Raw genomic sequence first — 14,413 nt, 5'->3', positions numbered from 1 at the left:
TTTTTATTTTAGACACAACATTTAGTATCTGTCAGTTTTTTGATACACTAGAGAAAAATAAATTGGCAGATAGAATTTAGAATGCATTGTCCATTTTGTAATGTTCCTGACAGTAAAGTGATTGACTCTCGGCTTGCGGCTGAAGGGCGCCAAATCCGTCGTCGCAGAGAGTGCGTTGGGTGTGGTGAGCGTTTTACAACTTTTGAAACATACGAAGTGGTAATGCCACGTGTCATTAAATCGAATGGAAAAAATGAACCATTTGATGAAGCTAAGCTTCGCCGTTCTTTAATGCATGCGCTGCAAAAACGTCCCGTCACACAAGAAAAAATTGAAGCCGTTCTGAGTGATATTCAACAAACATTGCGCCGTTTAGGTGAGCGTGATGTGAGCTCATTGCGAATTGGTGAAATTGTAATGAAAGCTTTATTTGTATTAGATCATGTAGCTTATGTGCGTTTTGCTTCTGTGTATCAAGATTTCCAAGATGTTGAAGCATTTAGAAAACAAATTGAGCAAATGCAACAAATGCAGAAAGAGCGCGAATCATGAGCAATCTATTTTCAGAACAAGACCAAATATATATGCGTCAAGCGATTGCACTTGCGCAAAAAGCAATTTATTCAACCAAGCCAAACCCAAATGTAGGTTGTGTTATCGTAAAAAATGGCGAAGTCATTGGGCAAGGGTTTCATCCAAAAGCTGGGCAACCCCATGCAGAGGTATTTGCTTTACGTGAAGCAGGAAGCCATGCAAATGGTGCAACGGCCTATGTGACTTTAGAACCATGTGCGCATTATGGTCGGACACCACCATGTGCAGAGGCATTGGTAAAAGCAGGTGTGAAGCAAGTATTTATTGCCAATACAGACCCCAATCCGCTTGTTGCAGGTAAAGGCATTTCAATTTTAGAAGCAGCAGGTATACAGGTTCAAACGGGTTTGTGTGAGTATGAAGCAAGAGTACTCAATGAGGGCTTTTTGAAGAAAATGGCAACAGGTTTGCCATATGTCAGATTAAAGGTGGCTTCAAGTTTAGATGGTCGTACCGCAATGGCTTCAGGTGAGTCGAAGTGGATTACAGGTCAAGAAGCACGTCAGGATGTACAACACTGGCGTGCAATATCAGGTGCTGTGATTACAGGTATTGAAACAGTATTGGCAGATGATTGCCAATTGAATGTCCGCCAGTTATCAAATGTTGAATTAGATGCAATTGTACAGCCCAAAAGAATTGTATTGGATCGACAAGGGCGTTTGCCTTTAACTGCTAAAATTTTAGAAAACCCTCAAAATACATGGGTGATGGCGCCGTATCGTCAAGAGTTGGCAGATTTAGGTGTACTTCAATTTAAGGTGCAACCTTTGCAAAGTTTATTAAAAATTATTGCGCAGAAGTACAGTATTCACGATGTACTTGTTGAAACAGGTGCAACACTTTCGACCAGTTTTTTAACTGAACAATTGGTCGATGAAATGATACATTACGTTGCACCAACATTATTAGGTCAGTCTGCACGTGCAATGTTCCAAGCGGATTTTTCATCGTTGTCGCAACAACAACGTTTTACTGTGAAAGATATTACTCAGTTGGGTGATGACTTCCGCTTCAGGTTGATACCAGTACAAGAGTCATTATGAGTTCAGAAACAACGGTTTATCATAAACGCCGACATGCGGCCCGAACAACAGATGAATACTTGTTCCATCAATTGGTTCCTTATTTAGGCAATAAACGCCGTCTTTTGCATCTAATTTTAGAAGCATTAGAAATGACAGGAACGCTGAATACAGATGGTAAGAAAAAGCGTGCACCCATTTTTGCCGATTTTTTTGCAGGCAGTGGTGTTGTTTCTCGCTTAGCACGCCAAAATGGTTATCGTGTTATTGCAAATGACTGGGAACCTTATAGTCATGCGCTCAATCATGCAATTTTATCTTGTGTTGAAGCCCCTGCCTTTAAAGAGTTGGGTGGCTATCAAAAAGCAATTGATTATTTAAACCGCTTACCTTTAGCAAAAGGTTGGGTTACACATAATTTATGCCCACGTAACGATGAAGAGTATGATCCTGCGCGCGATCGTTTGTTCTTTAAACGTAGAAATGGCATGCGTATTGATGCAATTCGTCAGCAAATTGCAACATGGCAGGCAGAGGGTGCGATTGATGATGTTGAAATGAGTGCACTTTTAGCACCACTTCTATATTCAGCAAGTTTTGTAAGCAATACCAGTGGTGTATTTAAGAGTTTTCATCATGGTTGGGGTGGAAAAACGCAGACGGCACTTGAACGTATTGAGTCGCTTTTGTGGTTAACGCCAAGTCGCTTTTGTGAGATTGGGCGCCCGAATCAGGCTGCTGCTGAAATGTGGTGTGTAGATGCGCAGCACCTTGCAAATCAAATGAGCGATTTTGAAGTCGATGTGGCTTATTTGGATCCGCCGTATAATCAACATGCGTATAGCAGTAATTATCATGTTTTAAATTCGCTCACGTTATGGGATCAAACTGATTTACCATCTCCAGATACAAAAGGTTTTAAAAGTGGTATAGACCGTGCTTGGCGCAAAGAACGTCCGAGCTTATATAACTCTTCAAAATATGCCAAAGAAGCCTATGAAAAGTTACTTGCTACGGTAAATGCGCGTTTTATCTTGACGAGTTATTCGACAGATGGAAATATTTCGGCAACTGACTTGCTTAAAGCAAATTTAGAACGTGGCAAAGTCACGTTACTCACACAAGATGTACCACGGTATCGCGTGAGCAAACAGCGTCAGTCTGAACGAGCACGCGTACTTGAGTTTATTGTCATTACAGATACGAAAGCCAAATCTGGCCCACCACTGAGACAGCTACTTGGACAGCTTTACCATTATGCAGAGTTAGGTGGTGTGGATACGACAGGTGTAAGCTCTCAGTTGGCATTGTGGTAAAAGGAAGATAACCATGTTTACAGGTATTATTGAAAGTGTTGGGCAAGTAAAAAGCTTGCAAAGTGTGGGTGGAGATATTCGCTTAACAGTAGGCACAGACATAGATATGTCTGATGTGCACTTAGGTGATTCAATTGCAACCAATGGTATTTGTTTAACGGTAACAGCGTGGGGCGATAACTGGTATTCGGCTGACGTTTCACGTGAAAGCTTAGACCGTACAACTTTAGGACGTTGGAAAGTTGGACAGCCATTAAATATTGAAAAAGCGATGTTACCCACAACGCGTTTTGGTGGTCATATTGTCAGTGGTCATGTTGATGCAATGGGTGAGATTACACAGATGCGTCATGACGCACGTTCATTGTATTTTGAAGTAACCGCACCAAAAGAAATTGCAAAGTACTTGGCAGAGAAGGGTTCTATTACTGTTGATGGGATTAGCCTGACGATTAACCATTTAAATGGTTGTGTGCTCAGTCTAAATCTGATTCCACATACCGCAGAGCGCACGAACATTTCAACGTGGCAAGTGGGTACGGCTGTGAATTTAGAAGTAGATATTTTAGCACGCTATATGGAGCGTTTGCTTTTAGGGGATCGTGCAGCAGTTACCCAAAAAGAGTCTAATATTAGTATGGAGTTTCTTGCAAATAATGGCTTCTTAAAATAAAAAAATTCGGCTTTATGCCGAATTTTTTGTCTTTGTATCTTGTAAGGAAATTTTTACTTCTTCTTCAGCCGCTTGCTGTAAATTTTGATTAAATCCTTCGACTGATTTTTGAATTTGCTCAATGAGACTTTCTGCTTCAAGCTCTAATCTGACTTGAATGTTTTCAATAATTTGTTGAAGTTGAACATGATTTATCTGCAATGGTTTATCTGTTGCTTTCGGTGAGTTTGCAGCAAGACTGATCTTCTGATAACGGTTGCTATATGTTTTTGTTTCCTGCATGAGCTGACTTTGGAAAGACTTAAGTTGCTCTACTTGTGATTGTTGTTGTAAACGATCATCAAGCTGTAAATTTTTGAGGTATTCATCTTCAGCTTGTCTTTGTTGGTGTATTTTATTTTCTAGACGTTTTTGCTCACGACAGCGAGCATCTTCAATCATTTGAGCTTTCAGTGTTTCATAAGCTTCTTGAATACGTTGTTTAGAGGTTATTTGTGCTGCTTCATCGGATGTTTTCCATGCTTCTATTTTACTTTCAGGCGTGAGGAGCTCACAGATGCGCGAGAGGTCATCAATATAGGTTTGTCGTGCAGCCTGCGGTGTATTTAACCAACGGGTTTTAAAGTCTTCACCAATATCTAATGCCACCAATTTAACTCCTCATACCAAACAATTTTTATAGTTTAAATGTTCTTGGTTCAATGCCAAGTTGACGATATTGTTTAAATTTATCGCGGCCTATTATTTTAGAGGCTTCTGTATTTTCAACAATCTCAATAATGTGTTTAAACGTATCTGTTAGCGAAATAATATTTTCACTAAAATTAAAAATAATCCATTCACCTTCTATGGGTAAACTTGATGAAATACAAACTTGCCCTGTCGTATCGTCTATAGAGTGTGTAATAAAACTGGTTTCATCAAAAGACCATAATAGGTCATCTAAAGTCTGTTGTAATTCTTTAGATGGGCAATACCACCATAATTTTGGTGTTGTTTTTAAAAGCTTACGTGCTAAACGACAAGCACTTTGGACTTGTCGTTCAGGGCTTTTTTCAAAAAGATAAAAGCTAATTGCTGTCATTATTTAACACGGTTTGCAATAAATTGGGTTAGAAGTGGAACAGGGCGACCTGTTGCGCCTTTATTTGCACCTGAAAGCCAAGCAGTCCCTGCAATATCAAGATGCGCCCAACGGTAGTCGCGTGTAAAACGTTGTAAGAAACATGCAGCAGTAATAGAACCACCTTGTGGGCCACCAATATTTGCCATATCTGCAAAAGGAGAATCTAGCAGTTCTTGGTAGTCATCAATCACAGGCATGCGCCATACACGGTCAAAACTTTCTTCACCTGCTTGTTGTAAGTCGTGTACAAGTGCATCATCTGATGAAAATAAGCCACTGAGTACTTTACCTAAAGCAACCACACATGCGCCTGTTAAAGTTGCAATATCAATGACTAGCTCAGGGTTGAAACGTTTTACATAAGTGAGTGTATCGCAAAGTACAAGACGACCTTCTGCATCTGTATTTAAGATTTCTACAGTTTGACCATCCATTGTTTTTACAATGTCGCCCGGACGTGTTGCTTTACCTGATGGCATATTTTCAGCGGCTGCAATTGTCCCGACTACGTGAATTGGAAGTTTGGCTTCACAAAGTGCACGAATTGTACCAAATACAGATGCAGCACCACACATATCAAACTTCATTTCATCCATACCTGCACCCGGTTTGAGTGAAATGCCACCTGTATCAAATGTTACGCCTTTCCCAACAAGTACCACAGGTGCTTCTTCACGCTGTGCATTGTATTCAAGTGTAATGATGCGTCCCGGACGTTCAGAACCTTTGCTAACTGCAAGGAATGAATGCATGCCAAGTTCTGCCATGTCATCTTCATCAAGCACAGTCACTTTTAATTGTTCAGGGAATTCTTCAGCAAGTGAAATAGCAAGTTCTGCTAAATATTCTGGATAGCAAATATTACCCGGACGGTTGCCTAAATCTCTCGCTAAAGTTTGACCATTTTGAATTGCTTGAATCAATTCTAATTGTTGTTCTGAAAGTGTACTTGATTCAAGTTGAATAGTTTCTAATGCTTGTTGATGTTTGTTCGACTTAAATTCATCGAAATGATAGTTAGCCTGCGTTAAGGCAAGCGCAAATGTATAATGATATTGTTCAGGAAGTGCTGCAACATTGAGCGTGATTTGAGAATAGTTCTTTTGCGCAAGTTTAATAATGTTTTGTGCAATTTTTGCTATTTTACCGCCTGTAAGGTTTGAAGGATTGTCCAAACCGATTAAAGTAATGCTTGGATAGCTTTGGCTATGCCCAATCAGCGGTAGTGTTTCATTCAGTTGTGCTTTAAATTGTGCACTTTGAATGATGTGATTGAAGTTTTCGAGTGATGCAACATTCGCTTGCTCAATGCTTTGTGCATTTACAAGAGAGAATAGAACTGAATGCGCATCTTGAGATTGTTTTAAAGTAAGTTTCATACGCTTGCAAAACCTTGTTATAGAGGGTTAATTGTTGGAACGACTTCTATCATCATACTAAGCCAATTCGCCCTATGCGGTATATAGGCTTTTACTAAAAGTCAAAAGATTGATTTAAAACAATGTCAAACAGCACTTATTTCAGAAAATCTTTGTTTTATTATAGATGAAACCAAGGTGAAGACATCTGATGAGAGGTTATTTATTCTGTGTATTCGGTTAAACTAACAACATATTTAATTTTTAATGTAAAAATGGAAGTGTCCTTTTGATTATTCGACGTTATCTTGTGAAGCAAGTCGTGTCGACTTCCGTCGTTGTCGTGGCTTTATTAACCTTAATTATGATGGGTGGTCGACTCATTAAATATTTTGGGGTGGCGGCACAAGGTCGTTTAGATGCCAGTGTATTGTTTAGTATTATTGGTTATCGACTTCCTGAGTTCTTAACACTTATTTTACCGTTAGGCTTTTTTATTGGCTTAATGTTGGTGTTTGGACGTTTATATACAGACAATGAAATGGCTGTACTGAATAGTAGTGGTCTGAGCCGTAATCATTTGGCGCGATTACTTATTCCCATGACAGCAGGTGTTATGGCCATACAAATTGCGCTGATGGTATGGATTGCACCTTGGGGTGTTCATAAATTTGAACAGTTAACCAGTGCTCAAGCGGTAAGAACGGGGTTTGACCTTGTTCGGCCCAAAGAGTTTGTGTCATCGGGGCCATATACCATTTATGCAAGTGATTTATCTGAAGATCGTAAGAATCTGAAAGATGTCATTTTTTATCAGCGTTCAGAGCAAGACAATAAGCCTGATTTAATTATTCTTGCGCGTGAAGCAAAACGTGTTGATATTCCAAATGATACAGCAAATGTTGTGGATTTATTAGATGGTCGCCGTTATGAAATTTATCAGGGGCAACCGCGTTATTCACAAGCTGAATTTAAAAGTTATCGTCTACGTATAGAAAATGATAAAGAATCATCTATTACTAATAGTGCGATTAATGCAGTCACCATTGGTAAACTTTGGGCGAAGCGAGATGATTCAGTTGTACAAAGTGAGTTAGGTTGGCGAGTTTTTGGCCCATGGGTCATTGTTATTGCACTGATGTTAGCAACAGCTTTATCTGAGGTGAATCCACGTCAAGGGCGTTACTATAAATTACTTCCTGCAATTCTTATTTTTGCAAGTTTAATTGTATTGATGATGGCGGTTCGAACACGTGTATCGCGTGGTGATTTAACGGTTTGGTTATATCCTATTGTTCTGATGGTTTATGGCGTGGTTACGTTTATTTTCTTACGTAATCCGAATTTAACACCACGACTTAAACAAAAATTGAGTAAATGAGGTCTATGAATGTTCGCACGTAGTCTAATCGCTAAACATGTGACCTCTACAACAGTGCTTGCCATGCTTGGTGCAACCGCTGTGTTAACACTGTTACAAGGCTTATTTACGTATCTTGCAGAATTGAGTGCATTGAAACATGGCTATAATGCTTTACAAGCGCTGCAATATGTTCTTTGGAACACACCAGCTTTCCTTTATAAAATATTACCTATTTCAGCATTAATCGGTGCAGTTATTGGCTTGGGGACACTTGCATCGAACAGTGAACTCGTAGTCATGCGCTCGATAGGTGTCAGTTTATGGCGTATTGTAGGTTGGGTTGTTCGCTCTGCACTTATCTTAATTATTTTGGCATTTGCTTTGAGTGAATGGGTGATACCGTATACCAATGAAAGAGCAGATAGCCTTAAGAAACATCAGAGTATATCTTCGCTTGGAGAGGTACGTGGTTATTGGACAAGGGAAGAACAGCGTTTTATTTATATAAATTATGCAAACTCAGACGGCGATCTAAAAGGGATACAAATTCTAGATTTTGACGACAACTATCATTTAAGATATACATTGAATGCAGAAAATGGTCATTTTCAAAAAAATGGTCAGTGGCAACTGAATAATGTAACGCAAATGACGGTACAGGAAGATGGGCATGCTATTGAGGAAAAGCTTCCTCAGACAGATATTGCTTTAGCACTACAGCCTAAATATGTACATATGGTGACCATTGATCCTGAAGATTTATCACCAAGTCAGTTGGTTTCCTTTATTCGCTATTTATCTGATTATAGCCAAGTACCAAAGTCTTATCAGCTCGCATTTTGGCAAAAAGCAGGTATGCCTTTTTCTTTGATTGCTTTGGTAATTATTGCATGCTCATTTATTTTTGGCCCATTGCGTCAACAGTCTATGGGCTTTCGTTTGGTTATTGCGTTGTTTACTGGGTTAGGCTTTTATTACATTCAAGATTTCTTTGGCTATGCAAGTTTGGTTTATAACGCATCGCCTGCATGGTTTGTATTTACACCGATTGTCTTAATCTTTATAGCAGGCGGGTACTTGTTGAACCGAGCGAAATAAACTGAAAAAAAGGTTGTATGTGCTTTGTAGCATACAACCTTGGTAACATAGTCTCCTGTTTAAAAAGTATGTAAGATGGAAATTTCAATAAACAACAAAGAGAATATACTATGACGGACGTGAAGGCTGGCAAGATCCCACATATCTTAGTCATTATGGATGGTATAGGTCACCGCGAAGCAAAACAAGACAACGCTTTTCTTGCAGCAAAGACCCCAAATTTGACCGCAATGGAAGCGAACCATCCGCATAGTTTAATTTCTGGCTCGGGTGAAGATGTTGGCTTACCTGATGGTCAAATGGGAAATTCTGAAGTAGGACATATGAACCTTGGTGCAGGGCGTGTGCTATATCAAGATTTTACGCGTATTACTAAAGATATCCGCACAGGTGACTTCTTTAAAAACCAAGTACTGGTCGATGCTGTAGAAAAAGCTAAAGCAAAAGATGGCGCTGTTCATATTATTGGTTTACTTTCAGACGGCGGTGTACATGCACATGAAGACCACATTGTGGCAATGTGTGAGCTTGCATTAAAACGCAATGCAAAAGTGTATTTACATGCTTTTACTGATGGTCGTGATACACCACCAAAAAGCGCAGAATCTGCATTAAAGAAATTAGATGCACTGTTTGCACAGTACCCAAATCAAGGTCGTATTGTTTCCATGATTGGTCGTTATTTTGCAATGGATCGTGATAACCGTTGGGATCGTGTAGAACAGGCTTATCGTTTACTTACTGAAGGTGAAGCTGTACGTGTGGCTGCCACTGCTGAAGAAGGTTTACAACAAGCATATGCAGCTGAAGAAACTGATGAGTTTGTGAAAGCGACGCGTATTGGTGAAAAAACACCAATTCAAGATGGTGACAGTGTTGTATTTATGAACTTCCGTGCAGACCGTGCACGTGAGTTAACGCGTGCATTTGTAGAAACCGATTTTGCAGGTTTTGAGCGTAAAGTGCAGCCTAAACTTGCTGAATTTGTCATGCTTACACGTTATCAAGCAAGTATTCAAGCGCCTGTAGCGTATATGCCAGAAGCACTACATAATACTTTAGGTGAGTACCTTTCTAATTTAGGAAAGACTCAACTTCGTATTGCTGAAACTGAAAAGTATGCACATGTGACATTCTTCTTTAGTGGTGGTCGTGAAGATGAATATGAAGGTGAAAAACGTATTCTGATTCCATCGCCAAGTGTGGCAACTTACGACTTAAAGCCTGAAATGAGTGCTTATGAAGTCACGGATAAAGTGGTTGAGGCAATTAACTCTCAAGCATATGATCTGATTGTAATTAACTATGCCAATGGCGATATGGTTGGGCATACAGGCGTATTCGATGCGGCGGTAAAAGCGGTGGAAGCAGTAGACACCTGTTTAGGTCGTGTCTATGAAGCTGTCATGGCACAGCACGGACATATGCTTGTTACAGCCGACCATGGTAATGTTGAACAAATGCAAGATTATGAAAGTGGTCAGGTGCATACGCAACATACAACGGAGCTTGTTCCATTTATTTATGTTGGCCCAACAAGTGCAACGATTGCAGATGGTGGTGTCTTAGCAGATGTTGCACCAACGCTTTTAAGCTTAATGAAGTTACCAATTCCACAAGAAATGAAAGGGCGTAATTTAATTACGTTAGCTGAATAAATAGAGGTCTGTGAATGATTCATCAACTGAAAAAACTTGGTATTTTACTTGGTCTGTTAGGTTGCATGAATCATTCCATTTTGGCTGCGACATCTGATGATCGCAGTCAAAACTCAGATTATGACCTTGATGAAAAGACCTTACATAGTCAAGAAGTTCCTGTAGATGAGATTCAGCGGTTTGTACAAATTTATGCTTTAATTAAAGATAACTATGTACGTGAAACTTCTGATGATGAGTTGTTTGAGCAAGCCATTAAAGGATTGGTCAGCGGACTCGATCGTTATTCAAGATATTTAACCCCTACTGAGTATCATCAACTGATTCAATATACAGATGGTGATGTTGCGACAGTTGATTTTGATTTGAGTTTAGATCGTGCTCAACGTCAATGGTATATCCGTGGTGTTAGACCCAACTCAGACTCTGCAAAATTAGGCATTCATAATGGTATGCCTGTTTATAAGCTCGATAATACTGAGCTTAAAGATTTAAATCCGAATCAGGTGAAGAATATTTTATTGGGTGCTGTAGGTACTGTTATTAATGTACAAGTTGCTCCTGTTGGTCAGCCTATTACAGTGGTTCGTAATAAAAAAATAGAAGTTGAAATTGCAACAACACTCTTAAAAAATCAGGTTTTAGTGATAAAAGTACCTGTATTTCAGCAAGAAACAGCCAGTGAAATTAAAAGTATTTTAGAGCAGTACGCAAATAGTAAAGTAAAAGCCGTACTTTTCGATTTAAGTAATAACCCTGGTGGATTATTATCGGCTGCTGTAGAAACAGCAGATCTTTTCTTAAATAATGGCATAATTGTAACGACACGAAGTCGTTCTGAAGGTAGTCAAACTTTTCAGGCTTTGCCAAGTAAAGAGTTTGAAGGTTTAAAGCTAGGTATTTTAATTAACAGTCGTTCAGCATCTGCCGCAGAAGTATTTACTGCTGCATTAAAAGAGCATCAGCGTGCTTGGGTTTTGGGTGAGAAAAGTTATGGTAAGGGTGTGGTACAAAAACTCTTTCCACTCCCAAATGGCGCAGCAGTGCAAATGACAGTATCACACTACTTTACTCCAAATGGTAATATGATTGATGGTCGGGGCATACAACCCGATCAAAGTATGCCAAGACTAGCAAATATAAAAGACAATACGTATTTAGAAAATGTAGCAGATGCGCTGCTTAAACATTAGTCTTCATCTAAGCCAAACTTTTTAAGGCGATAACGTAAAGATCTGAAAGACATATTTAGTTTCTTTGCGGCTTGTGTTCTATTCCAGTAGGTTTTATTTAAGGTTTCTACTAATATTTTCTTCTCTATAGATTCTAAATATGTTTCTAGACCATCTTGCCATACTTGCTGCATATCTATACTGTTCTGAGATGCTTGTATTTGAGTCGCATTTGATGATTGTAGAGAGGGTGCTTGATTTAAATTTTCTTGTGAAAAAGACTTTAGATGACCGATGGTTTTTAAGTTGGCATCACTAATAAGATGGCTTTCTGAGAGCGTTACAGCACGCTCAATCATATTACGTAACTCTCGGATATTGCCGACATAATATTGCTTCATGAGCCACTCTTTGGCAGAAAGTGTAAGCTCTTTAGGTTCTATATGCCATTCTGCACAGATTTTTTCTAAGAAGTGTATTGCCAATAAGAGTATATCTGACCCACGATCCCGCAGAGGGGGAAGCTGAATATCAATGACATGTAGCCTGAAAAATAGATCTTGTCTGAACTCACCTTCCTGAATTCTTTTCTCTATATTTTGGTGTGTGGCACTCACGATACGAAAGTCGACAGGGATTTCAACATCTGAGCCAATAGGACGAATTCGTTTTTCTTGAACAGCACGTAAAAGTTTGACCTGCATATTCATTGGAAGTTCTGCTATTTCATCTAGAAATAATGTACCGCCATCAGCAGACTGTATAAGTCCAATCTTATTTTGTGTTGCGCCAGTGAAGCTGCCTTTTACATAGCCAAATAGCTCACTTTCCATGAGGTCTGATGGAATTGCGCCGCAGTTAATTGCAATAAAAGGCGCATCTTTTCGATGACTGAGTAGGTGAATGAGTTTAGCGGCAACCTCTTTACCTGTCCCAGATTCACCCATAATAAAAACGGGCGCTTGTGTTTTCGCAACTTTTTTAAGGGCTTGACGCAATTTATTCATAACGTCAGATTGACCAATAAGTAATTGATCTTCGATATGAGAAAGATTTGCAATTGTGGTATTTTTCTTATCAGCAAATAATTTATCAAATAAATTTTTAAGTGTATCGGTATTGACAGGTTTACTAATAAAATCGAAAGCACCTGCTTTTAAAGCAGAAATCGCAATTTCCATATTTCCATAGGCACTGAGTACAGCAATTGGAAGGTCGGTGTAATTCTCAGTGACATATTTTACAAGTGCTAAGCCTGTTTCATCGGGCAGATTTAAATCGGTTAAACAAGCATCGTAGCTATATTGGGTAAGCTTTTCTTTAGCATCTGTTACATTGTGAGCAATATCACAATGAATACCAACACGTTTGAGCCCCATTTGTATGAGTGTACATAAGTCTATCTCATCATCTACGAGTAGAACAGTTGGATTATTTATTGTCATTTGATCTCAGTTTGCTTCTAATAAGACCTGTGGGCATTCAATACGAAAGCATGTGGCATGGTCTAGTTTTATATAATTTAAAGTCGCTTGGTTCGCATCACATAAACTACGTGATAAATATAAGCCTAGCCCCGTTCCATCAATTTCTGTTGTAAAAAAAGGTGAAAATAAGTTTTTAACATGTTGTGTAGGAATATCCATACCAAAATTAAGTATATCTATGAATACACGTAGATTCTTAGTGTAAATTTTCACTTCTATATGAGTATTATACGCAGAATTATGTCTTAACGCATTGCGTATTAAGTTAATGAGGACTTGCCTCAGATGTGTTTCATCAAATTTAATAAAAATATTTTCTGTAATACTGAGATGAATTTGGTCAGAGGGTATATCTGAAAAGTCATTTTCTAGACAATCATTGATCAATGTATTGAGTGTAATAAACATAGCCGTGGGTGCTTTATGGCGCGCCATTTCTAGTGTAGATTCAATAATATGATTAATTCGTTGGCTTTGTTTAGCAATCATTTTTTGAAGCATTATTTTTTCATCTGAGTTTGCTTCAATGAGTAGATCATTGGCTTGAACAATACTTGCTAAAGGATTGCGGATCTCATGTGCAATACTTGCAGAAAGCTGTCCTAAAGCAGCAAGCTTTAACTGTTGAACATGATTGTTGAGCCTTTGAGCATCTTGCATGATGAACAGTGTTAGAAGCTGTTCAGGAACTTTGAGCATTTGTATACGGATATGAATTTGATTTGAAGATTGCTTTACCTCAAAAATAAAACGCTCCCCTTGGGTAATGGGTTGGGCGTTGATATGGCGGTATAAATCTTTTTGTATATCTTGTAATGGTAAATCTACAATTTTTTGTGTATGAGGAATACCTAGCAATTCGTAAGCTGCTGGATTTGCCAAAATAATATGTTGGTTTTGATTAATGACCAAGTACCCCATATCTACTTGTTCTAAGATGTATTGATTGAGATCTTGTAGTTGTAAAATAGCAATGGACTGCGAGTTATTAACTTTAGAGAGCCGTTCAAAACGATTAGCTGTAAACTGTGCTGTAATATAAATAGCAATAAAAAGAAAGGCTAAGAAAAGTGTACTGCCAATATTATTCAAATGATTGACATAAATCCAAGAGTCAATGAAGGGAATATACACCACAGCGATAATTGAACATAAGGTGAGTGTTAATGCTGTCTTATGGGGTAAAAGTAAGTTGGTAATAAAAATTGTAATGGCAAATAATAGGCTAATATGTAAGTTTGATGTGCCTTGAGCAAAGGTGAGCATGCTAAAACAACAGACATCGACAATGCTAAAAAATTTTATTTTTTTTGAAAGTGGTGCATCACTTTGTGGTAGTAAAAGTAACTGAAATAAGTTGATAATCGTATAAATAATCAGGGTGAAAATATAGATATTCTGATATTTATAATTGAGCAAGTCATGTGGGACATTTAAAAAAAATATTACAAGTAAACCACTTGCAATAATAATACGATACATGCCATACCATAACCCTAAGCGATAGAGGCTTAAACTATCTGGTATGGCGCGCATCATTTAG

Annotated in this window: 13 protein-coding genes; 8 read left to right on the top strand and 5 right to left on the bottom strand. The window is 38.6% G+C overall.

Annotation, left to right across the window (positions count from 1 at the left end):
* Positions 1–81 precede the first annotated feature (81 nt).
* From nrdR to P256_RS10050, 4 genes are read left to right on the top strand one after another with little or no spacing between them, the layout of a single operon-like run.
* Positions 82–552: a transcriptional regulator NrdR gene (gene nrdR, locus P256_RS10065; RefSeq protein ID WP_023273575.1), complete on the top strand. Its 471-nt coding sequence runs from the start codon at positions 82–84 to the stop codon at positions 550–552.
* A complete protein-coding gene (ribD, locus tag P256_RS10060; RefSeq protein WP_023273574.1) occupies positions 549–1,640 on the top strand; it encodes a bifunctional diaminohydroxyphosphoribosylaminopyrimidine deaminase/5-amino-6-(5-phosphoribosylamino)uracil reductase RibD in 1,092 nt (363 codons plus the stop codon). Before nrdR ends, ribD begins: the two co-directional genes overlap by 4 nt.
* The gene (locus P256_RS10055) at positions 1,637–2,935 is read left to right on the top strand and encodes a DNA adenine methylase (protein ID WP_023273573.1); all 1,299 of its coding nucleotides are present in this window, start codon (positions 1,637–1,639) and stop codon (positions 2,933–2,935) included. Before ribD ends, P256_RS10055 begins: the two co-directional genes overlap by 4 nt.
* 13 nt (positions 2,936–2,948) lie before the next feature.
* Positions 2,949–3,608, top strand: a complete 660-nt coding sequence (locus P256_RS10050) for a riboflavin synthase (protein WP_023273572.1) — start codon at positions 2,949–2,951, stop codon at positions 3,606–3,608.
* Positions 3,609–3,620: 12 nt separating this feature from the next.
* On the opposite strand, the gene P256_RS10045 is transcribed toward P256_RS10050, so the two are convergent.
* From P256_RS10045 to P256_RS10035, 3 genes are read right to left on the bottom strand one after another with little or no spacing between them, the layout of a single operon-like run.
* Positions 3,621–4,256 carry a hypothetical protein gene (locus tag P256_RS10045; protein ID WP_023273571.1) on the bottom strand — a complete coding sequence of 212 codons (636 nt, stop codon included), beginning with the start codon at positions 4,254–4,256 and terminating at the stop codon, positions 3,621–3,623.
* A gap of 28 nt (positions 4,257–4,284) precedes the next feature.
* Entirely contained in the window at positions 4,285–4,692 is a 408-nt protein-coding gene (locus P256_RS10040) for a DNA polymerase III subunit chi (protein WP_023273570.1), read from the bottom strand.
* The gene (locus tag P256_RS10035) at positions 4,692–6,113 is read right to left on the bottom strand and encodes a leucyl aminopeptidase (RefSeq protein ID WP_023273569.1); all 1,422 of its coding nucleotides are present in this window, start codon (positions 6,111–6,113) and stop codon (positions 4,692–4,694) included. Before P256_RS10035 ends, P256_RS10040 begins: the two co-directional genes overlap by 1 nt.
* Positions 6,114–6,381: 268 nt before the next feature.
* Between P256_RS10035 and lptF the strand changes: the two genes are divergently transcribed.
* The 4 genes from lptF (at position 6,382) to P256_RS10015 (ending at position 11,404) form a co-directional block, all read left to right on the top strand.
* Entirely contained in the window at positions 6,382–7,473 is a 1,092-nt protein-coding gene (gene lptF / locus P256_RS10030) for an LPS export ABC transporter permease LptF (RefSeq protein ID WP_023273568.1), read from the top strand.
* Between the two features lie 9 nt (positions 7,474–7,482).
* Positions 7,483–8,553 carry an LPS export ABC transporter permease LptG gene (gene lptG / locus P256_RS10025; RefSeq protein WP_023273567.1) on the top strand — a complete coding sequence of 357 codons (1,071 nt, stop codon included), beginning with the start codon at positions 7,483–7,485 and terminating at the stop codon, positions 8,551–8,553.
* A 110-nt stretch (positions 8,554–8,663) separates the two neighbouring features.
* Positions 8,664–10,211, top strand: a complete 1,548-nt coding sequence (gene gpmI, locus P256_RS10020; RefSeq protein ID WP_023273566.1) for a 2,3-bisphosphoglycerate-independent phosphoglycerate mutase — start codon at positions 8,664–8,666, stop codon at positions 10,209–10,211.
* Between the two features lie 14 nt (positions 10,212–10,225).
* Entirely contained in the window at positions 10,226–11,404 is a 1,179-nt protein-coding gene (locus P256_RS10015) for a S41 family peptidase (RefSeq protein ID WP_023273565.1), read from the top strand.
* Here the strand turns inward: P256_RS10015 and P256_RS10010 are convergent.
* Both P256_RS10010 and P256_RS10005 read right to left on the bottom strand, forming a co-directional pair.
* Positions 11,401–12,828 carry a sigma-54-dependent transcriptional regulator gene (locus P256_RS10010; protein ID WP_023273564.1) on the bottom strand — a complete coding sequence of 476 codons (1,428 nt, stop codon included), beginning with the start codon at positions 12,826–12,828 and terminating at the stop codon, positions 11,401–11,403. The two genes, P256_RS10015 and P256_RS10010, sit on opposite strands and share 4 nt — an antisense overlap.
* A 6-nt stretch (positions 12,829–12,834) precedes the next feature.
* Positions 12,835–14,409, bottom strand: coding sequence for a sensor histidine kinase (locus P256_RS10005; protein WP_023273563.1), 1,575 nt, complete (start codon positions 14,407–14,409; stop codon positions 12,835–12,837).
* Between the last annotated feature and the right edge of the window lie 4 nt (positions 14,410–14,413).

The sequence above is a fragment of the Acinetobacter nectaris CIP 110549 genome, from assembly GCF_000488215.1.
GTDB classification, from domain to species: Bacteria; Pseudomonadota; Gammaproteobacteria; order Pseudomonadales; family Moraxellaceae; genus Acinetobacter; species Acinetobacter nectaris.
The sequence above is the reverse complement of the archived record's forward strand: the minus strand, read 5'-3'. Positions and strand labels throughout refer to the sequence as shown.

What these genes read in the sequence shown, in the direction of transcription:
- nrdR (WP_023273575.1), top strand. Translation starts at nt 82, where the DNA reads ATGCATTGTCCATTTTGTAATGTTCCTGACAGTAAAGTGATTGACTCT.
- ribD (WP_023273574.1), top strand. Translation starts at nt 549, where the DNA reads ATGAGCAATCTATTTTCAGAACAAGACCAAATATATATGCGTCAAGCG.
- P256_RS10055 (WP_023273573.1), top strand. Translation starts at nt 1,637, where the DNA reads ATGAGTTCAGAAACAACGGTTTATCATAAACGCCGACATGCGGCCCGA.
- P256_RS10050 (WP_023273572.1), top strand. Translation starts at nt 2,949, where the DNA reads ATGTTTACAGGTATTATTGAAAGTGTTGGGCAAGTAAAAAGCTTGCAA.
- P256_RS10040 (WP_023273570.1), bottom strand. Translation starts at nt 4,692, where the DNA reads ATGACAGCAATTAGCTTTTATCTTTTTGAAAAAAGCCCTGAACGACAA.
- P256_RS10035 (WP_023273569.1), bottom strand. Translation starts at nt 6,113, where the DNA reads ATGAAACTTACTTTAAAACAATCTCAAGATGCGCATTCAGTTCTATTC.
- lptG (WP_023273567.1), top strand. Translation starts at nt 7,483, where the DNA reads ATGTTCGCACGTAGTCTAATCGCTAAACATGTGACCTCTACAACAGTG.
- gpmI (WP_023273566.1), top strand. Translation starts at nt 8,664, where the DNA reads ATGACGGACGTGAAGGCTGGCAAGATCCCACATATCTTAGTCATTATG.
- P256_RS10015 (WP_023273565.1), top strand. Translation starts at nt 10,226, where the DNA reads ATGATTCATCAACTGAAAAAACTTGGTATTTTACTTGGTCTGTTAGGT.
- P256_RS10010 (WP_023273564.1), bottom strand. Translation starts at nt 12,828, where the DNA reads ATGACAATAAATAATCCAACTGTTCTACTCGTAGATGATGAGATAGAC.
- P256_RS10005 (WP_023273563.1), bottom strand. Translation starts at nt 14,409, where the DNA reads ATGATGCGCGCCATACCAGATAGTTTAAGCCTCTATCGCTTAGGGTTA.